The sequence below is a fragment of the Nostoc sp. NMS7 genome (assembly GCF_017115085.1).
Classification (GTDB): Bacteria; Cyanobacteriota; Cyanobacteriia; order Cyanobacteriales; family Nostocaceae; genus Nostoc.
Window position 1 is genome coordinate 1 of sequence record NZ_JABXKJ010000193.1, and the last position, 20,053, is coordinate 20,053.

A 20,053-nucleotide genomic window follows, 5' to 3' on the forward strand; every position below is an offset into this window, starting at 1 on the left:
ATTGGGCATTGGGCATTGGGCATTGGGCATTGGGCATTGGGCATTGGGCATTGGGAAAGAAAACTACTCCCCACTCCCTACTCCCATTCGGCTACGCTCACGGCAAACCTACTCCCCACTCCCTCTATTGAGCGATTTGAGCGCGGGCGGCTATGAGTGCTTTGCTGACCTGTACAAAGCCAGTACCACCATAACTGTTGCGGGCTGCCACAACTTGACGGGGGGATATCGCCTCATAAATATCTGCTGCAAATGCCGGATGTATTTGTTGCCACTCTGACAATTTCAAATCTTTCAGGAGTTTACCTGCGGCAATACTAGTTTTTACCACCTTACCCACAAGGTTGTAAGCTTCTCGGAAGGGGACGCCCCGTGCTGCCAAATAATCTGCTACATCAGTAGCATTGGAAAAATCTTCCGTCACGGCTTGGGCTAAACGCTGGGTACGAAATTCTAAGCCTTCCCTGAGTAAAATTGTCATTGCTTCTAGAGAGGCTTTGATTGTGTTGACGCTATCAAATAGACCTTCTTTATCTTCTTGCAGGTCTTTGTTGTATGCCAGGGGTAATCCCTTCATAATCACTAACATCGCCTGAAGATGACCGAATACTCGTCCCGTTTTCCCCCGCACCAATTCTGGTACATCGGGGTTTTTCTTTTGGGGCATGATACTGGAACCTGTGGCACAGCTATCTTTGAGGGTGACAAAGCGAAATTCTTCAGTTGACCAAAGAATGACTTCTTCTGCAAGGCGGCTGAGGTGAACCATAATCAAGCTAGCAGCAGACAAAAATTCGATCGCAAAATCGCGATCGCTCACTCCATCCAGGCTATTAGCATAAATATCATCAAAATGCAATAGTTTCGCTGTGTAGTGGCGGTCAATGGGGAAAGTAGTTCCCGCTAAAGCACCGCACCCCAAGGGTGAAATATTCACACGGCGAGAAACATCACCTAAGCGTTCCCAGTCGCGTTGCGCCATTTGAAAGTATGCCAGAAGATGGTGAGCTAAACTCAGGGGTTGGGCGCGTTGTAGGTGAGTATAGCCAGGAATCAGGGTTTCAACGTGCTTTTCGGCTATATCTAGTAAAACAGCTTGAAATTCTCGCAATTTGCTTTTGATTTGTTGGATTTGGTCACGGAGATAGAGTCTGGTATCGGTGCCAACTTGGTCATTACGCGATCGCGCCGTATGCAGCTTTTTACCGACATCGCCGACAATTTCTGTCAATCGTCCTTCAACTGCAAAATGTATATCTTCAGCATCGACACCAGGCTGAAATGTCCCCTGGCGGTACTCTTGGCGAATTTGTTCTAAACCGGCAACCAGTTGCTCTCCTTCTTCTTTTGAGATAATGCCAGTGTGAGCAAGCATTTTGGCATGAGCTTGAGAACCAGTGAGGTCATATTCGATTAGTTCAATATCAAAACCTATACTGGCATTAAAACGAGCGATCGCCGGATGTAACCCTGATTCAAATCGCGGACTCCAATTTTCTTCTTTGGTCATAAATATATCAAAAGAGTGGAGGGAGAGTTAAGAGTTAAGAATGAAGAGTTATGAGTTCTTCCTCCTAACTCCTAACTTTTAAATTTAACCGTAGCTAGTTAGATTCCGAATCATATAGCCAATGACTAAACCAATCAACAATGCCCACACTTGACCTGTCTGTATAAAGTGACTCCAAGATTTTTGAATCTGACCCATCAGGTCTGGGTCGGTAATTGTCTGTGCTAGGGCTGTGAAATTTACAGGCAGATGCCAAAATAACTGAGATATCAAATCGCTGTACTGGCTCATATTTGGTGCTTAAGAAGTTGGCGGTGGCAAATCTCAGTATCAGTTTATTTAGATTAAATACTGATAATGTACTGAAATATTCGATATAACTTTAATGTCTTAACTCAAGATGCAGCCGATGCCAACCGCAATTTCTCGGCAGTTCGCAAAATTTGCCCCGCCAAAACTGCTGCGCCAAAACCATTATCGATATTGACTACGCCTACTCCCGCAGCACAAGAGTTAAGCATTGTCAATAAAGGTGCTAAACCGCCAAAACTTGCACCATAACCGATGCTGGTGGGTACGGCAATTACAGGACAACTAGCTAAACCCGCAACAACGCTAGGTAAAGCGCCTTCCATCCCCGCCACGACAATTAACACCGATGCTGACTCAATCAGATGGCGGTTACTTAATAAGCGGTGAATCCCAGCAACGCCAACATCCCAGAGACGCTGGACGTAAAAACCAGAAAGTTCAGCAGTTACAGCGGCTTCTTCAGCAACAGCTAAATCAGCAGTACCAGCAGAAAGAATACCAATTTCACCTTGGAATTGTAGTTCGATAGTAGGGGGAGCGATCGCACAAATTCGCGCCGATGCATAATATCGTAAACCACTAACTTTTGATTCTAGTGCGGCATAAACTGCTGGTTCAATGCGAGTCGCCATCACCACCGGGTTGCGGAGGCGCATTACCTCCATAATTTGAGCAATTTGATCGGGAGTTTTACCAGGACCCCAAATCACCTCTGGGAAACCAGTTCTTAGCTGGCGATGGTGGTCAATTTTGGCAAACTCACCTACAGATTCATAAGCTAAGTCTTTAAGTGAGTCTAATGCCGTATCTGGCGTAACTTTACCATTAGCAACCGCTTCGAGGAGCGATCGCAATGTTTTTTCATCGGTCATTGGTAATTAGCCCTTTGTCTTTTGTAATTTATCAGTCGTCCAATGCCCCATGCGCCATGCCCCATAACTAATCCCTTATTTTGATTTGTTCAATATTCCAGAATGCGCCGCCAAGAGCAGAGAATTTAATGCCTTCAAAACGATTACGCACCGCTGATAATGAATAAGGATTAACCAAGTGAATAAAAGGTAAATTTTCCTGGGTAATCCGCTGTGTTTCGGCATAAATCGCTTTAACCTTAGCTTCGTCTAATTCTCGTGCCGCTTGAATGTAAAGATTCCCTATTTGCGCTTCCCAAGGAGCAACCTCCCAACCCTGAATCGGCTTTTGTCCTGCTTGGGGTTTCTGATTAAACATATGTAATCCGCCTTCAGGTGCCCAGACATTAGCACCATCATTCGGTTCTAATCCGCCGGTCAGACCCATCAAAGAAGCTTCCCAATCCAAGGAGTTAGAAATTTTGTCAGTAAAAGTATTCCATGCCAACGGGGTGAAATCAACTTGAATGCCGATTTTGCTCAAGTCTTGTTTAATCTGCGATCCCATTGCCTCACGGATTTTATTTCCAGCATTAGTAAGCAAAGAGAAACGGACGCGATTCCCCTGAGCATCTACTAACTGATTTTGGTTGTACTTAAATCCTGCTTTTAGTAGTAATTCCTTCGCTTTTTGCTGATTGTAAGGGTAAATTTTCAACCCTTCTTTAGGCGAAAGGTAATAGGGGCTTTGCACAGAAATCGGTGAATCTTGTGGTACACCCAAGCCGCGAAAAGTGTTATTAATCATCGTTTGGCGGTCAATTGCATAGGCTATAGCTTGCCGAAATTGCACATTATTGAACCACCGAGACTTAACCGGATCGACCAGTGGTTTTCCGTCCCTTTTACCTTTGTTGAGATTGAACCAAACAAACGATGTACTGGATGTTGGTCCACCATTATAAATTTTGAAATTACCCTGCTTTTCTTGCACCTTTAGCAAAGAAAAATAATCTGGCGACACTCCCACAGTATCTAACCCGCCAGAACGAAATTGCAGCAAGGAGGTATCTGTTGATTCCACAATTTCCCAAATTACCCGTTCAATATAAGGCTGGGAATTGCCTTGAGCATCCTTGCGCCAGTAGTAGGGATTGCGTCGGAAGACCACACGCTGACTCGTGTCATAGCGCTCTATTTTGTAAGGGCCGTTGGCAATAATTTGGTTCGGAGGAGTATCAACGCCCCATTTGGTCAGAAAGGTCGGATGCCCATTTTGATCTTTCGTTTTTACCGATTCTTGCAATATATGGGCGGGTAAAATTGGCGAACCTGTACTCAATAGAAAAGGTCTAAAGGGTTCGGGTACGCTAAACTCAACCCGCCGTTCATCCACTTTTTGCACAGTGGGTAGCTTCCGACTTTTACCAATCCTCAAGCCGTCTCTCACATCTGTAGGAATCGCTTCGTTAAGGTAAATATTGTTGTAGGTAAACACCACATCATCTACTGTTAGCGGCTGACCATCAGACCATTTCAACCCTTCGCGTAGGGTAAAAACAATTTTTAATTTATCATCGGAAATTTGCCACGATTCCGCTAATGCTGGCTCGACTTTCGCAGTTATCGGATTTTGGGTGATTAACCCCTCGTAAATTAGAGAAAAAACATTTGGAGATTCCTGACTGAGAGGATAGTTAAAGGTTTTGGGATCACTGAGAATGCTACTTACCAATTGCGGTACTTGAGCGGCTACGCTTTTAAAGTTAGCTGGATTGCAAGCGGTAAGTGTAAGTACTGTTGCTGTCAGAATTATTGGCAAGCAAAAATGTTTAATTGCCAAAAAGATTTTCCTAAAAGATTTCATAATTTCAATATGCGAATAGTGTAATCAATTTGATTGACATTGTAGCCAACCAAGGAAGTTTTGAGTTTTATTGAAATACTGAATGCCACTATCTCGTAAAATCTCTATAACTTCACGTCTGCCAAATTCTTTAGAATTAGCGCTTAAAAAGAATTTATTTTCATTAGAATGTAATCCAGCATGAAAAATTATACACTCTAAGATTACTCTATCTATAATGTGCTTATCAAAAATTTCTCTATTTAACGTTCGTTGAAAAATAACCGTACTTAACGTAATCATTTCTGATTTGCTGATCAGCTGATTAAAAGCTACATCCAAACGTTCTTTAACTTCGTTATTTCGTTCAAGAAAGCTAGTTATTGATTGCTCTAGACTAAACAGCAGTAATCGTGCATTATCTGAATTATCTCGCTCTGCTTGATTAATTTGTATATCTAACTTGCGGAGGAAATCTAGATTATATTTTTCTTCTTGTTCCAATGTTGTCAATGATTCTACAAAACAAATACTTGGCACTACTAGACGTAAAGAAGAGGGTGTATTTTGCAGTAATTCTTGTGCTTGTGAATCTTGTCCTTTAGCAATACTCATCAAGAAATTAGTTTCAACGTAAATTATCACTACTAATCATTAATAAAGTTGAGTTGTTCCGTCTTCTAGTAGTTGCAATAAACCAATTTCTGTCATTTCCTTTGTGAAAGGTGGTATTGCAGATTTCCAATGATAGGCCAAGTCACGTAGCCAAGCTTCTATAAGACCTTTAAGGTAAAGACTAAATATCCTTTTGTCGCGGAATTTTGGCTCGTAATGACTAAGCACATCAGCAGTATTAAGACTGATAATCGGCTCTGATAAATTATTGCCATCCCATTGAAAAATCAGAATTTTATTTACATCAACAAGCATAGCAAAGGGAATTGCTATCTTTGCAGCTTGTAAGTAATCAATCAGCCGGAAAATAGCATATTGTTTGGCTTTTGTTTCTTGAAAATTGAATGGTAAACCTTTAACTTCAGCTATGAGAATAATTTGTTCGTCTTTGTCTAAAGCAACAATATCAGGAAAGTCTATATCTTCTATGTTTGCAGCTTGTATGGCTCTAATTTCCCACCAAGTTAAGGTTTGTTTCTCCCTATAAATCATTGATTTCTATCCTCGTGAGTCTTGAATATCTTGATCAGAGACTAAAAGAAAAGTTACTCCGAAACTACTAGCAAGACAACAGCATAAGCACAGATGCCTTCCTCGCGTCCAACGGGGCCTAATTTTTCGTTGGTGGTAGCTTTGATGCCAATTTGATTCGGTTGTAATTCTAAAACCGCCGCTAGTTTGTCGCGCATGTTGTGAATATGCGGTTTTAATTTTGGACGTTCTGCTACTACCACCGAGTCAATATTTCCGATTTGCCAGCCTTGATCCCGAATTAGTTGATGTACTTGAGTTAATAGTACTAAACTATCTGCTCCTGCCCATTGGCGATCGCTAGGCGGAAAATAATGACCAATATCCCCCAAGGATAACGCCCCAAGCATGGCATCCATAATCGCGTGGGTTAGCACATCAGCGTCACTGTGCCCCAACAAACCCAGTTCATGGGGAATTTGAACTCCACCTAAAATTAAAGCGCGATCGCTCACTAGTTGGTGAATATCGTAACCGTTACCAATCCGAATTTTTGTCATTTCGAGTCCAATCCCTTAATTCCTCACTTTTTCCTACGTGCATTTAGCCTCCTGCACACCTGAATACTTAACAGTATTTACCCTGGTATTTCTGTTTCCCCTCATGTGATAAGTATTTTACCCACTTATCTGCCCTTTTTTTTAATACTTACCCTTGAAAGAGGGAACAAGGAACACAAGGGGGACAAGGAAAATAATCATGCACAATAAGCTTTTCCCTAGAATCACTCAGCTGACGTTAAAATGAGTCAGTTAAAGAAAGATTATTGCTAAATGTTTACCATCGACTTAAGCATCAAAAACACTGCTTTCCCGATCTCAGTACAACGTAAGTCAACAGAGGATGCCGAGGCTGTCTATCAGCTAATTTTGGCAGCAATGCGTTCTGGGAACCCTGACATTGTGGAACTCAAGTGCGAGGGCAAGACAGAGAAAAAAATTGCTGTCCGCGCTAGTGAAATTTCTGGAGTGCAGATTGTTCAGAAAGATGGTACAGCCATAGGTGGTGCCAGACCACCTGGCTTTTTCGCTGTAGCTGCTGAGTAACCAAGGTTGACAAATGGCTCAAGTGGGCATTGAAGTCAAGGATTTAAATTTCAGCTGGCCTAATGGAGAGAAAGTTATCAAATCTTGCTCTTTAGAAGTACCCAAGGGTGAGTTTTGGATGCTCTTGGGTACAAACGGCAGTGGGAAATCAACGTTACTTAGGCTGCTGGCGGGGCTATTAGCTCCTGAATCTGGCGCAATTCGGGTTTTGCACCCGGTTGGCTTTGTCTTCCAAAATCCCGATCATCAACTAGTGATGCCAACGGTTGGTGCTGATGTGGCTTTTGGATTGGTGGAAGAAAAGTTGCCACCTGCTGCCATCAGAGCAAGGGTTGAAGAGGCGCTAGGGGCGGTGAATTTGCTTACCCTCCAACGACGCCCTATCTATGCACTTTCTGGGGGACAGAAGCAGCGAGTAGCGATCGCTGGTGCGATCGCCCGTCGCTGTGAAGTCTTATTATTAGATGAACCCACTGCCTTACTAGATCCAGATAGCCAACTGGATTTAGTTGCTGGTGTCCGCCGCCTCGTCAAAAGTCGAGGTCTTACAGCCCTGTGGGTAACACATCGATTAGACGAGTTAAATTACTGTGACGGCGCTTTCTTACTAGAAAAAGGTTCTCTAGTAGATAGGGGGGAAGCCCAACGCCTCAAACAACGTCTGATGGAGTAGTGCTAAATTGGTAAGAAGTAGTAATTATGAATCTTTTCACTCAGCACTCACTACTCGGAACTGATTTGTGTCGAGATTGCTGACAGCCAGACACAAATCTTAATATTCTCCATACCTAACAGCACTGTTTCGGTAAAAAGTACTCAGGATTTTCACACCCAGTAAACGCTCCGCCGTTTAGATGTGGTCTTTTAACTCAGCACTCTTCATTCTCACCACTACTGAAAAAGAACTGCAATGCGCCTTTTAAACAAAGGCGCATTTTTAGTTGGTGCGTCTGTTTTAAATTTGAGTTTTGTGAGACTGCCGTATTTTTTGTTTTGTGTAGCATAGTGTTACACACAAAGCATCAATTATTATAAAACTTATGAATGAATTTTGTAAACTCTAGAAAATTGTGATTAAAAACCATGTCTCGTTCCTTACTCCAAGCCGTTTTGTTAGTGGACGGCTACAATATCATTGGCGCTTGGCCTTGCCTTAAAAAAACGCGCGATCGCGTTGGACTAGAGGCTGCACGGGGCGAACTTGTGGAAGCGATGACTGGTTATAGTGCGTTTCAAGGTTATGAAACTCAGATAGTTTTTGATGCTCAATATCAGAACTGCGCTAGCAATAAAGAAATTGTTACTGAGCTTTTATCAGTTTATTACACTGATTTTGGGCAGACAGCAGATACTTATATTGAAAAATCTTGTGCGTCTTTTCGCCAGCAAATAGCTCTATCTTTGATTTCTCGTGTGATTGTTGCGACATCAGATCGGGCACAGCAGTTGATGATACAGGGGTATGGGGCTGAATGGTTGTCGGCACAACAACTCTGTGGGGAAGTGGAAGCTACCGTCTGCCGGATGCGGCAGAAATATCATCCGCGCAAACAATCTAAGAGTAGGTTTTTAGCTAATGCCATTGATGCTAAGTCGCGGCAGCGTCTGACTGAATTACGAATGGGATTATAGTAGATATTAGTATTTTTTATTTTAAGAGTCTCTGCTTAAGTTGCTGAATGGATTTTGGCTGCAAAATTTCTATAATTAAGCATCTAAAAAAATATTGGCGAAAGTACTTGCCAAATTCTATTTTTAGCCCTAAGATTATAAATCGTGAGTGATCCTCAGTAGCTCAGTGGTAGAGCGATCGACTGTTAATCGATTGGTCGCTGGTTCGAATCCAGCCTGGGGAGTTTAGTAATTTTGGATTATCGATCATTAGCCTATGGTCACTTGACTCGGCTGTGACGTTTCTGAATCATCGGTCTTTTGGTGCTTGTCCTAAACAAGTGCTGGAATTTTAACAAAAACTGCGTAGACGCATACTCCTACAGAGAAGCAAACTACGCAAAGCGTCTCCTAGAGAAGCGGCTTGTCGTTAGGACATCGCAGTTAGAATAGGAATCCATACGCTTTTTTGGTAGAGAGTCGGAACCCCTACTAGAGGATGGGAGAAGTAGGCTAGCGGCGTTTGTAGGTGCTAATGTCGAGGATTACCTCACCCTCAATCCCTCTCCGATATATTGGAGAGGGAAGCTAGATACAGGATGAAGTTTTGCATTTTATTTAATTCACGTTCCTTAAGGGAAGTGGCGATCGCATCAACGGTCTGTTCTGCACTTGTAGCAGTGAACATTTGCCCATTTGCCAAATAAATATTTTTATCAGATACCAAGTTTAAGAGGATAAAGACATTATCAGGCTAGTGCTATTCTTTTAGGTAATTGCACTTAAGCTGAAACTAGGATAAACGCTTTACATGACTTCTAGAGCGCTGCCTGACAATCCTTTTGTGGCTGCGGGGATGATTGAAGATCCCAGGCTGTTTGTCGGTCGTCAAGATGAATTACACGCGATCGCATCTCGGATGAAGGGCGATCAGCCTACAAATATAAATATAGTTGGTGACAAGTGTCTGGATGATTTTGAAAGCCTTTTGAAATATCCCGATAAATTTGATAATGGATTTTATGACAATTTGCGATCGCTGATGGATAGGAACGCCTTGATGCTAGTGGTGGCTTCCCGTAAACAACTGGATGTTTATGCTAACGAGCATCGGTTTGTCTCTAGGTTTTTCAATATTGGTCACACTATTTATTTGAAAGAACTCACTACAGATGAGGCTATTGAACTGTCGCGCTTACCAACTCGCTCTACAATTGGTGCAGCTTTGAGTGTAGATGAACAGAATCATGCACAGCAATGGGGTAAGTGTCATCCTTACAAGTTGCAATTGGCTGGTTATTATTTGTGGGAAGCACGTCAACAAGGCAAGGCTATCAAGTGGGCGAAACAGCAGTTTGAACAACAGCTTACAGATCCTAAATCTAAAGCAAAAGGAAAGTGGTGGCAATTATGGCTGCGTTGGTTAGTTTGGGATTTACCAGTGCGCCTGGGTAGAATAGCCAAGTTTATTGGTGGGGCTGTTGATGATGTGAGCAACTGGATTATCGGGATGGTAATTCTGCTTTTGCTCGTTTTGGTTTTGGTGGGTGTGCTTCATTGGCGTAGCCTTTGGTATGGCGGGAGGCGTGGCGTTTGGCGTAGCCTTTGGCGTGGCGGTAGGCGTGACGGTAGGCGTAGCCTTTGGTATGGCGTTTGGCGTGGCGTTTGGTGTGGCGGGAGGCGTGGCGGGAGACGTGACGCGAGGCGTGACGCGAGGCATGGCGTTTGGCGTGGCGGTAGGCGTAACGTTTGGTGTGCTGGGAAGCGTGGCGGGAGGTGTGGCGTTTGGCGTAGCCCTTGGTATGGCGGGAGGGGTAACGTGGATTTTGGGTGTGTTACGGGGTTATTTCTGGTTGCCAGAATTACTGTGGATACTCACCCTCTTCTTTGTTTCTTCCAATGGCAATCGAGTAAATTGTTTACGATATCTACCCTCTCGCTTTGATGAATTGATTATTTTGCCTCTACCTTTCATGGATGTAATGATTGTGGAGGCTTATCGAAAGAACCCAGATGTTGCCCGTGAGACTATTAATTATCTAATTACATCCACCAATCAGCAAAAAGTTGCAGCACAGGCAATTTCTGGTATTGCTGGAGATATTCTCAATCGTTGTCAGAGGTTGAGCGATATTGTGCAGATTGCCAACCAACTAGCCTGGATTCCCTCACCAGCATCAAAGGAACTTGGCATTGTACTGCCGCAATTTTTAGATATTAGTCAGAATGTACGGGCATCAGAGGAAGCAACTTCACTTTATCGTAAATATGAGTTACTGAACATTCCCATTACTGAATTACGCCAACTGGGGCAAAGTCTAGCTTTGACAAAAGATGCTCGCGTTGCTGTCTCTTTTGGCAACACTGCACAAAGCTGGCTAACTATATTAGAAACGGCACAGCACACTTTAGAGGAACAGGCACAGCAATCAACAGAAATTCGACAAGTTTATATTGCTGGTAACTCACTAGACCCGGAAACAGCGAAGAATCGTTTCAAAGGGCGAATTGACATATTTCGAGAAATCGAATCTTTGGCGCTTTCTGAGCAACCGCCAGTGTTGTTAATCTATGGTGGGCGGAAGACAGGTAAAACTTCAGCGTTGAAATATCTACCTTACAGAATACAAGCAAACATTGTACCTTTGCTGGTAGATGTACAAGGAACAGCAGCAGCTACAACGTTAAAAGGATTGGCTGAAAATTTAGCTCAACAAATTATCGAAGCTGCACGGCGATTACCCCGCAAAGTATTCTTGCCTAATCCAGATGCCAAAAAACTAGCTGAAGATCCATTTCCGGCGCTGCAAACTTGGTTCGCAGAAATAGAACGCAACAACTCCGGTAAGCAATTTCTTCTCTGTTTAGATGAATATGAACGCCTGGGTGAGGTAGTGGAAGCAACAAGCAGCCGTGCGCCACTCAATTTTATTCGTAACCTGCTGCAACACCAACGCAAGTGGATTTTACTTTTTAGTGGTTCACAGGAGTTATCTGAACTTGATGATTACTGGAGTGACTATCTAATTAACACCCGTGCTTTGCGAATGACTTACCTGCATGAATTAGAAGCCCGCGATTTGATTCAACAGCCAGTAGAGAACTTCAGCGATATCTATGAACCAACTGCTATAGATGAAATTATCCAAGTTACTCGCTGTCAACCTTATCTCGTTCAGTTGGTGTGTTATGAGGTGGTGGAGTTGCTAAACCGCGATATCAGAAGAAACAGGCGAGAAGCAGATACAGCAAAAGCGACTGCACAGGATGTTAAGGAAGTTATACCTGTTGTGCTTGAGCGAGGCGATCAGTATTTTCGGGAATTATGGAAGAGTTTAGCAGATAGCGATGTCTACGACGGGCTACGCCTACGCAATTTACTCCGGCGGATAATTCAAGGGGAAACTCCCACACAGCAAGACCAAGGTGTTATCCGCAAACTAACGCGAAAAGAGATTTTGACTCAAGAAGGCAATGCTTTTCAAGTGCCTTTGGTGGAAAAATATATAGAACAGTTGCTAGAAGAAGAGTAATATAGCAATCCTATTTAAGTTGTGGAATTATATCATGTCCGCCAAATTACCCATAATACCCGGACATCATATTAGTCGTGGAGGCAGGGAACAGACAATAGGTAATAGGTAACAGATTTTTTTCACGAAGGATTTACGATTGCTATATTTGGAAATCCCTAAGCGAAGAGTCTACCCACTTTCAAAAACATGGGTGTAGGGAAGAACAAAGTTTTCATCGTTATCGTCGCAACCGACATCGCTACAGACATAACAAATGTTGCTACAGTCATGACGGAACTTGCTACAGGCAAGGCAGAAGTTGCTACAGGCTGCGCGAAACACCGAAACGTCAAGGCAGAAGTTGCTACAGGCTGCGCGAAACACCGAAACGTCAAAGCAGAAGTTACTACAGGCAAGGCAGAAGTTGCTACAGGCTGCGCGAAACACGTAAACGTCAAAGCAGAAGTTACTACAGGCAAGGCAGAAGTCACTACAGACACGACCGATGTCGCTAACGTCGCAGCTTTGGGCTGTAGTGGCTTTTTATAGCAGTTGAAATATAGTTTAGAACATAAATTGATCGTAAAACTCCGACATCAAGACACTTTCAAGCCTATTGCCTGTTGCCTATTGCCTGTTCCCTGCTATAAGTTCAACTTAACTATGAAATATCACAGCAACTAAAGGCAGCAAGGCCAAAAGAAAGCCATGCCAATACTGCCAAGTTATCTGAGGTGTTGGTTCTGGTGGCGCTAATAGGGCTTCGATTCTTTGTTCTAAGCGATCTGCACCAGAGGAACCCAATGCAGCACAGCAAATTTCCGATAATACTGGGCTGCTACTAACTACTAATAAAAGTGATTCCGCTAACACCAGAGGATCTACCTGTAATGCTGCATAACCATCAGCACGGAGTTCGCGCAAAGCTAACAGTTCTTCCCACAAAGGCTCTGTATTCGGCAACCATGCAGTGCAGGAACGCACCCAACCCAGCCAGAAAAACCAGAATGTATCCCTATAATAGTGATGCCCTTGCTCATGGGCTAAGACGCTTTCTAAATGACGTGGTGAGAGAGTTTGCAGTAATCCCTGACTAATCACTAATTCTGGTTGCCAAAAACCAATTTGACCTGCAAACAACGCGCCCGTTTGCAGTAACCTGGCTCGTTTATTCCCCAAATTCACCAGAGGACAGTTACGGGCAGATTCCACAGACTGCCAACCCTGGAAGGCAAGTTTAATACATGAAATGGCAAAAAATGCCAAATAAATTAATGCTAGTAAATAGCTGACTGAGCCTGTATACATCCCGCCCATTTGTCCTTGAGGCCCCATGAACAGCACAGCGATCGCAGTCATGAAAATTAACAAGGGGGGAAAGAGGAACAAAAATAGCGATCGCCCCCATCGCAGACTCCAATTGCCTTGGGGTTGATTCCAAGCGGATCTTAACCACCAGGCAACTGCCAAAGCATTCAAAATCATGATCAGATGCATCATTGTTCCTCCCTGGCTTGGCGTGCAGATTCAATGCGTTTAGCGATCGCGGCTATTTGCTCACTAGCGGCTTCATCCAGGCTATCGGCGAAGGCAGCAACAACATCGGGGTTCCCCACCGCCAAAAATCGCTGTAAATGGTCGTGAGCTTTGATCACATCTGCTTGCTGCTTACTCAACATTGGCCGCCAATAGAATGCTCGCTCTTTCTTGTCGCAGGCTAGCCAACCTTTATCAGTGAGGCGACGTAAGACGGTGGTAACAGAAGTATACGCTAATTCGCGGTTAGGATCAGCCAGAATGCGATCGTGTACATCCTTGACTGTGGCTGAACCAAGTTCCCAGATGATATTTAAAATTTCCGCTTCCAACGGGCCTAAAGATAGTTGTTTAGGGCGGTAATCGGGTAAAGGTGCCATAGCGATTTTGATGGGGAGTCGGGAATGAGTGAATATCCGTCGGTTTGTGCTGTAATCTTGAAGCTGTAACTTTTTCCCCTTTTGGAATGTGGGTTCTTGTTTTAGATTACAAGATAGTGCTGCAAGTCTGAAAGGATAAAAGCATAAAAATGGGCTTTTTGAGTCTTTTTTTATTTGAAAGTCCCTATTGTGAAAAGTCAGATTTTTCCCTACTCCTACTCCCATTTATCTATTGAATGGGTTCCATTGTGCATTTTGATGCTAAAAAATGCTTTGGGAGTAATTGAGATTATGGTTAGTGACAGCAACTAGGTAGAATGTTATTTGCGGCAGTAGTATTAAAGCAGGTGTATCCAGCGCGTGAAGCTATTTGTATATCACACTCCTGAATTGACTCCAACGGATAAAGTGCCAGAATGTGCGATCGCAGTCGATGTCCTGCGAGCCACTAGCACAATTGCGACAGTTTTGGCAGCTGGAGGCGAAGCTGTACAGGTATTCAGCGATTTAGATCAGTTAATTGAAGTTAGCGAAAAATGGCCTGCCCAAAAACGTCTGCGGGCTGGAGAACGCGGCGGCGCCAAAGTAGCTGGCTTTGAGTTGGGTAACTCTCCCCTCGACTGCACACCAGAGTTAGTGCAGGGACGGCGTTTGTTTATCAGTACCACAAATGGCACTCGTGCTTTACAACGGGTGCAAGACTCCCCAAATGTATTAGCAGCAGCCTTGATTAACCGGGCGGCGGTGGTGCAATTTCTCCAAGAGTTGCAACCAGAGACAGTGTGGATTGTCGGTTCCGGTTGGGAAGGCAGTTTTTCCTTAGAGGATACAGTTTGTGCAGGTGCGATCGCTCATAGTCTTTTACAACAAACCACCTTGTCACTGGAGGAATTAGCTGGTAACGATGAAGTAATTAGTGCGATCGCTCTTTACTCTCAATGGCAAGATAACTTATTAGGATTACTTCATCAAGCTAGTCACGGTCAACGATTGTTACGTCTTGAGTGTCAAGAAGATTTAAAATATTGTTCCCAAACTGATATTTTAGATGTCTTACCCATACAACATGAAACGGGAGTTTTAAAAAGTCAAAGGAAATAGGGAATGGAGACAAGGGAGACAAGGGAGACAAGGGAGACAAGCGAGACAAGGGGATGAAGAAAGTGTTTTCACAATGCCCCATGCCCAATGCCCCATGCCCTATGCCCCATTCCCAATTTTCAAATCTGTGAGCATTTGTCGAAGTCTTTGTCGCCAATGGGGGGGATAAGTCCCTAGAATTACGGAAATTTTTTCACAAGCAAGGACGGAATAGGCAGGGCGACGGGCTGGTGTGGGATATTCGGCAGTTGTAATGGGGACAATATGCTCAACTTTCAAAGGGAAGCCTAGCTGTTGGGCTTCTTCAAAAATGGCAACCGCAAAGTCATACCAGCTAGCGACGCCGCTATTAGTGTAGTGATAAGTGCCGCTAATTTTTGGAGTTAACCGGGGAATCATCTCGGCTATGACTGTGGCTATATCTTGCGCCCAAGTCGGGCTACCAATTTGATCGGCAACAACACGGAGTTCTTGGCGTTCTGCACCTAGTTGCAGCATGGTTTTGACAAAGTTACTTTTACCAAAAATCCCATAAACCCAAGCAGTGCGGAGGATGAGGTGATGAGCGCAAGTTACCCGAATTGCTTCTTCTCCAGCGAGTTTGGTTTTACCATAAACACTCAAGGGGTTAGTTGTGTAAGTTTCCTGATAAGGTCTACATCCATTGCCATCAAAAACATAATCGGTCGAAATATGAATTAGAAAAGCTCCTAATTTTTGGCTTTCTTGGGCAAGAATGAAGGGTGCAGTCGCATTAATAGCGGTAGCAAGTTCGGGTTCGCTTTCGGCTTTGTCTACAGCAGTGTAAGCCGCAGCGTTAATAATGATTTGCGGTTGCTTGGATCTGATAACGTTGCGGAGGGTATCGGGTTGGGCAAGGTCTACTGTCGGACGTGCTACTGAGATAATATTCCCGTAGTCTGGGAGAATTTGTTGAAGCTCTTTACCCAATTGACCATTATTACCAATTAGTAGAATTGATGGACTCATCCTGATTAGTTCTTGAACCTAATGCAATTATCAAGCTTAATCAAATATTTCAGCAGTTCTCAAAGGTTTACCTGCTTGGTCTTTAACTGATAAAATTGGTGGCACACTCAGAGGCCAATCTATAGCTAAATCTGGATCGTTCCATAGGATTGTGCGATCGCTTTGGGGTGCGTAATAATCTGTAGTTTTATACAGAACTTCAGCTATTTCTGAAAGCACGAGGAAGCCGTGAGCAAACCCTGGTGGTATCCACAGTAGGCGCTTATTCTCAGCACTAAGTTCAGAACCTACCCACTTACCGAAGGTAGGAGAGCTTTTTCTAATATCTACGGCTACGTCAAAGATAGTGCCGACAACAGCCCGGATCAGTTTACCTTGGGGTTGTTGAATTTGGTAGTGCAATCCACGCAGGACATTTTGTTTGGAGTAAGAGTGGTTATCTTGGACAAAGTTCGTAACAATACGTGTATCTTGAGCAAATTTTTGATCGTTGTAAGCTTCAAAAAAGAAACCGCGATCGTCTGCAAATACTTGGGGTTGAAATTGTAAAACTTCGGGAATTTTGGTATGTACAATGCTCATTAAGATTATTTATAGGATGTGCCGCAGTGTTCTGATTATGAGATGAATTTTGCATTTATATTTTACAGGCACTGTGTTCAACCTTTGACGATCGCTTGTCCTCTTTTTAATCAGTAAATCACGTTAGTTCAATTTGACAGTCATCACCAATCAGAAATCGCAAGGCTTTGGGGCGACGAGGTGCAATAGTCAATTGTGCCCTTTGCCCAATTACGCTATCAATAATACGCTGATGGATTCCGGCAATTTTAGCACTTTCTAAAATTACACTGTTTTCTAAATCGGTATCAATGAGTGTGACATTGTTAGCAATACTACTAGAAGGCCCAATAAAGCAGTTTTCTAAATGACAATTGCTACCAATGACTACTGGCCCCCGAATTGTACAGTTAATTACTTTAGATTTTGCACCGATTTGGACTCGTCCAATAATCTGACTTTGGGCATCGACTTCGCCGACAATTGATGTTGTCAGATAGGTGTCGAGAATTAATCGGTTAGCTTCTAATAAGTCATCTTTTTTACCAGTGTCTAGCCACCAACCTGGGAGATTGTAGGCTAAAACTTGCTTTTTTTGATTAATTAAGTATTGAATAGCATCAGTGATTTCTAGTTCGCCTCTGCTGGAAGGTTGGATATTTGCGATCGCATCAAAGATGATATGAGAAAAGAAATAAACCCCTACCAATGCCAGATTTGAAGGAGGAACTTTGGGTTTTTCAATTAACTGTAATACCCGTCCTTTATCATCTACCTGAGCCACACCAAAGGCGCTAGGATTGGCAACCTCACGTAAAAGAATCAAAGCATCTGGCTGCTGTTGGCTAAATTGTTGCAGAAAGTAATGTAACTCACCTAGTTGAATTAGATTGTCGCCCAAGTACATGACAAAGGGAGAATCTCCTAAAAAGGGATGTGCGACTTGGACGGCGTGGGCAAGTCCAAGTGGCTGGTTTTGGATGATGTAGGTGATGTTCGCTCGAAAGTATTCTCCATTTCCGGTTTTTGCTTGGACTTCTGCCCCAGTTTCCGGGCTGATAATGATGCCAATATCAGTAATCCCAGCAGCAACCATTTCTTCAATTCCATACCATAAAACAGGTTTATTAGCAACTGGTACAAGTTGTTTTGCTCCACTGTAGGTGAGGGGACGTAGGCGTGTACCTTTACCGCCAGAGAGAATTAATGCTTTCATCAGGATTTCGGATTAGTTATAAGTCATTAGTCAAGATAATCTGAAATCTTGACAAAATCCTAAATCCTTGCATTTAAATGGCGTTAGTTTATCTTTTATAAGTAACGGGATAAAACTTCGGCTGTTGCTTTTCCTGTTTTTTCCCAACTAAATTGTTGAGAGTGAATAATACCTTGGCTAGAAAGGCGCGATCGCAATTCCAAATCAGTTGCGATCGCCTGCATTGCCTCTGTAATTTCTCCGGTGTTGTAAGGATTAATCAAAATCGCCGCATCGCCAGCAACCTCTGGTAATGAGGAGAGATTGGAGGTAATAACGGGAGTACCACAAGCCATTGCTTCCAGGACAGGTAAACCAAAACCTTCCCATAGACTGGGGAAAACAAGTGCGATCGCTTGATTGATGATTTTTGGTAGTTCGCTATACGGTACATAGTCGAGGAACTTTACCTGATTAGTTACACCCAATTCTGCAACTTGCACTTTTAAAGTTGGGGTGTAACGCGAATCAATTGGCCCGACTAACCATAGTTCATAGTCTTTGCAGTTAGGTAACGCCGCAAAAGCACTGATGAGTCGCTGGATGTTTTTGTAGGGATCTTGGCGTCCAACGTAGAGAAAGTAGTTGCGGGTGGGGAGGTTGAGATGATGGAAGTGAGTGCGATCGTGCGCTAGAGGAATCGGAGTAATTTTGCTGGCGGGAATTTGGTAAAAATCGGTGATGTCTTTAGCCGTAGTCTGGGAAATGCAAATAATGTGTTGTGCTTGGTTAAGGACTTGGGGAGTGTAGTAACGGTGGTAGGGTGTGAGTGGTGAGAAGCGTTTGCCAAAGCGCAACGGGATCATGTCAAAAGATGTCACCACAAAACGACAGTTGCTATAAAGGGGTGCTTCCGGTAGCGGGGAGAATAAGAGACTCGATTTGAGGTTTTTATAGATTTTTGGTAATTGAAATTGTGTCCAGAGTAGGCGGTTCAAATGACCTTTTGTGCCGTGGTCTGGCGTTAAGTTTGACGGGATTGGATAGCAGTCAAAATCTGGATATTTTTGCGCTAATAATAGAGTGGGTTGAAAAGATTTTAAATAAGGAAAAAGGTTTTGAGCATAGTTGCCTATACCCGTTGGTTGAGACAAGAGAATAGATAAGTTAATAATTAATTGTTTGGCAGAGGTATTATCTACTATTTTCATTAAATAATCGTTCTGTAAGCGTTTAATGTTTCTTTTGCCGTTCTTTCCCAGGAAAATAATTTTGCTCTGGCTTTCCCTTTATTAATTAATTCTTGGCGTAACTGGGAATCACTGATTACTTTCAGGATAGCTTCGGCTAGTTGAACAGGATCATTGGGGTCAATCAATATAGCAGCATCTCCTGAAACTTCTGGTATTGACGAAGTATTAGAAGTGACGACTGGAGCGCCTAGCGTCATTGCTTCCAATACGGGTAAACCAAACCCTTCATAATGAGATGGATAAACAAAAACATCAGCTTTTGAATAAAATAATGCTACTAATTCATCAGATAAGTAGTCAAGATGATGAATTTGGCTTTTCCAAGGTGAACTCTCGATGTCAGCAAATATTGGATCGTAATTCCAACCTTTTTTACCAATTAATATTAATTGATGCTCAATTTTGCATTTTTTCTTTAATAAATTAAAAGCATAGATAATAGCATTAATATTTTTCCTCGGTTCTATTGTACTAACAAAAAGTAGATACGGTTTTGAAAAATCGTAATTAACCTGCTTTTCTAAAGCCGCAATATTTTTTTTATCAGATAAATAATTAGGACTATAGCGACTAGCTAAAGGAGTAACATAGACTTTTTTGGGATCTACGTCTAAATATTCAATAATGTCTTTTCTAGAACTTTCTGAAATTGTCAAAACTATGTCTGTCCATTGTAAACATCGTTTGACTCTTTCCGCATATCTTTTTACAACTGAATCTATATAATTTGGATATTTAATAAAAGTTAAATCATATATATTCATTACCTTTAGACTATTATTACAAGGATAAACAGAGTAATTTGTACCATGTAATATATTTGGGTAATCAAAACATTGTTCAAAGTATGTTTGAAAATAATATAGAAATAAATTTGAAACTTGAGTTGATGTCAATAATAAATCCGAGACTCTGACAGGTATAGGCAGTATATAAATATGAGAATATTCATTTAAACAATTAGGTACAGCTACTTTGCCTAGAAGCCAATTTTTAAGGCCTGGTTGATAGGCAATACCCAGTTGAAACTCTTCTTGAAACTGTAAAGCATTAAGTGAGCGAATTAGATTAGCAACATAAAAGCCAACCCCACTAGGTTTTGGAAATACTGGGGTGGCATCAACTATAATTTTTAGCATC

21 protein-coding genes and 1 tRNA gene are annotated in these 20,053 nt (G+C 42.7%); 7 read left to right on the forward strand and 15 right to left on the reverse strand.

Annotated features, from left to right (window positions below):
• Positions 1-124 precede the first annotated feature (124 nt).
• From argH to ispF, 7 genes are all read right to left on the reverse strand, one after another.
• Positions 125-1,510, reverse strand: coding sequence for an argininosuccinate lyase (gene argH, locus HWQ38_RS21615; protein ID WP_292797592.1), 1,386 nt, complete (start codon positions 1,508-1,510; stop codon positions 125-127).
• An 84-nt stretch (positions 1,511-1,594) separates the two neighbouring features.
• Positions 1,595-1,801 (reverse strand): hypothetical protein, encoded by a 207-nt coding sequence (locus HWQ38_RS21620; RefSeq protein ID WP_292797594.1) that lies wholly within the window; start codon positions 1,799-1,801, stop codon positions 1,595-1,597.
• Positions 1,802-1,905: 104 nt separating this feature from the next.
• A complete protein-coding gene (gene larB / locus HWQ38_RS21625) occupies positions 1,906-2,694 on the reverse strand; it encodes a nickel pincer cofactor biosynthesis protein LarB (protein WP_292797597.1) in 789 nt (262 codons plus the stop codon).
• A gap of 67 nt (positions 2,695-2,761) precedes the next feature.
• Complete coding sequence (locus HWQ38_RS21630) at positions 2,762-4,540, reverse strand: ABC transporter substrate-binding protein (protein WP_292797599.1); 1,779 nt, start codon at positions 4,538-4,540, stop codon at positions 2,762-2,764.
• Between the two features lie 24 nt (positions 4,541-4,564).
• Positions 4,565-5,164 (reverse strand): PIN domain-containing protein, encoded by a 600-nt coding sequence (locus HWQ38_RS21635; protein ID WP_292797601.1) that lies wholly within the window; start codon positions 5,162-5,164, stop codon positions 4,565-4,567.
• Between the two features lie 9 nt (positions 5,165-5,173).
• A complete protein-coding gene (locus tag HWQ38_RS21640) occupies positions 5,174-5,686 on the reverse strand; it encodes a hypothetical protein (RefSeq protein WP_292797604.1) in 513 nt (170 codons plus the stop codon).
• Positions 5,687-5,739: 53 nt separating this feature from the next.
• Entirely contained in the window at positions 5,740-6,225 is a 486-nt protein-coding gene (gene ispF, locus HWQ38_RS21645) for a 2-C-methyl-D-erythritol 2,4-cyclodiphosphate synthase (protein ID WP_292797606.1), read from the reverse strand.
• Between the two features lie 273 nt (positions 6,226-6,498).
• Between ispF and HWQ38_RS21650 the strand changes: the two genes are divergently transcribed.
• The 4 genes from HWQ38_RS21650 (at position 6,499) to HWQ38_RS21665 (ending at position 8,627) form a co-directional block, all read left to right on the forward strand.
• Positions 6,499-6,771, forward strand: coding sequence for a hypothetical protein (locus HWQ38_RS21650; protein ID WP_292797608.1), 273 nt, complete (start codon positions 6,499-6,501; stop codon positions 6,769-6,771).
• A 13-nt stretch (positions 6,772-6,784) separates the two neighbouring features.
• Positions 6,785-7,444 carry an ABC transporter ATP-binding protein gene (locus HWQ38_RS21655; RefSeq protein ID WP_292797611.1) on the forward strand — a complete coding sequence of 220 codons (660 nt, stop codon included), beginning with the start codon at positions 6,785-6,787 and terminating at the stop codon, positions 7,442-7,444.
• A 410-nt stretch (positions 7,445-7,854) separates the two neighbouring features.
• Positions 7,855-8,403, forward strand: a complete 549-nt coding sequence (locus HWQ38_RS21660) for an NYN domain-containing protein (protein ID WP_292797613.1) — start codon at positions 7,855-7,857, stop codon at positions 8,401-8,403.
• A gap of 152 nt (positions 8,404-8,555) precedes the next feature.
• A tRNA-Asn gene (locus tag HWQ38_RS21665) sits at positions 8,556-8,627 on the forward strand.
• A gap of 311 nt (positions 8,628-8,938) precedes the next feature.
• On the opposite strand, the gene HWQ38_RS21670 is transcribed toward HWQ38_RS21665, so the two are convergent.
• Positions 8,939-9,070 (reverse strand): hypothetical protein, encoded by a 132-nt coding sequence (locus tag HWQ38_RS21670; protein WP_292797615.1) that lies wholly within the window; start codon positions 9,068-9,070, stop codon positions 8,939-8,941.
• 898 nt (positions 9,071-9,968) lie between these two features.
• On the opposite strand from HWQ38_RS21670, the gene HWQ38_RS21675 reads away from it, so the two are divergent.
• Together HWQ38_RS21675 and HWQ38_RS21680 are read left to right on the forward strand one after the other, a co-directional pair.
• A complete protein-coding gene (locus tag HWQ38_RS21675) occupies positions 9,969-11,915 on the forward strand; it encodes an AAA family ATPase (protein WP_292797618.1) in 1,947 nt (648 codons plus the stop codon).
• Positions 11,916-12,104: 189 nt separating this feature from the next.
• The gene (locus tag HWQ38_RS21680) at positions 12,105-12,446 is read left to right on the forward strand and encodes a hypothetical protein (RefSeq protein WP_292797621.1); all 342 of its coding nucleotides are present in this window, start codon (positions 12,105-12,107) and stop codon (positions 12,444-12,446) included.
• A 108-nt stretch (positions 12,447-12,554) separates the two neighbouring features.
• On the opposite strand, the gene HWQ38_RS21685 is transcribed toward HWQ38_RS21680, so the two are convergent.
• Together HWQ38_RS21685 and HWQ38_RS21690 are read right to left on the reverse strand one after the other, a co-directional pair.
• Entirely contained in the window at positions 12,555-13,394 is an 840-nt protein-coding gene (locus HWQ38_RS21685; RefSeq protein ID WP_292797687.1) for a M56 family metallopeptidase, read from the reverse strand.
• Positions 13,394-13,813 (reverse strand): BlaI/MecI/CopY family transcriptional regulator, encoded by a 420-nt coding sequence (locus tag HWQ38_RS21690; RefSeq protein WP_292797623.1) that lies wholly within the window; start codon positions 13,811-13,813, stop codon positions 13,394-13,396. Before HWQ38_RS21690 ends, HWQ38_RS21685 begins: the two co-directional genes overlap by 1 nt.
• A gap of 360 nt (positions 13,814-14,173) precedes the next feature.
• Between HWQ38_RS21690 and HWQ38_RS21695 the strand changes: the two genes are divergently transcribed.
• Positions 14,174-14,914, forward strand: a complete 741-nt coding sequence (locus HWQ38_RS21695) for a 2-phosphosulfolactate phosphatase family protein (RefSeq protein WP_292797626.1) — start codon at positions 14,174-14,176, stop codon at positions 14,912-14,914.
• Between the two features lie 99 nt (positions 14,915-15,013).
• On the opposite strand, the gene rfbD is transcribed toward HWQ38_RS21695, so the two are convergent.
• From rfbD to HWQ38_RS21720, 5 genes are all read right to left on the reverse strand, one after another.
• Positions 15,014-15,904 (reverse strand): dTDP-4-dehydrorhamnose reductase, encoded by an 891-nt coding sequence (rfbD, locus tag HWQ38_RS21700; RefSeq protein WP_292797629.1) that lies wholly within the window; start codon positions 15,902-15,904, stop codon positions 15,014-15,016.
• 36 nt (positions 15,905-15,940) lie between these two features.
• Complete coding sequence (gene rfbC, locus HWQ38_RS21705; RefSeq protein WP_292797632.1) at positions 15,941-16,486, reverse strand: dTDP-4-dehydrorhamnose 3,5-epimerase; 546 nt, start codon at positions 16,484-16,486, stop codon at positions 15,941-15,943.
• 118 nt (positions 16,487-16,604) lie between these two features.
• Positions 16,605-17,681, reverse strand: a complete 1,077-nt coding sequence (locus HWQ38_RS21710) for a glucose-1-phosphate thymidylyltransferase (protein ID WP_292797635.1) — start codon at positions 17,679-17,681, stop codon at positions 16,605-16,607.
• Positions 17,682-17,776: 95 nt separating this feature from the next.
• The gene (locus HWQ38_RS21715) at positions 17,777-18,871 is read right to left on the reverse strand and encodes a glycosyltransferase family 1 protein (RefSeq protein ID WP_292797638.1); all 1,095 of its coding nucleotides are present in this window, start codon (positions 18,869-18,871) and stop codon (positions 17,777-17,779) included.
• Complete coding sequence (locus HWQ38_RS21720; protein ID WP_292797641.1) at positions 18,871-20,052, reverse strand: glycosyltransferase family 1 protein; 1,182 nt, start codon at positions 20,050-20,052, stop codon at positions 18,871-18,873. The genes HWQ38_RS21715 and HWQ38_RS21720 overlap by 1 nt, the downstream gene beginning before the upstream one ends.
• Position 20,053 lies beyond the last annotated feature (1 nt).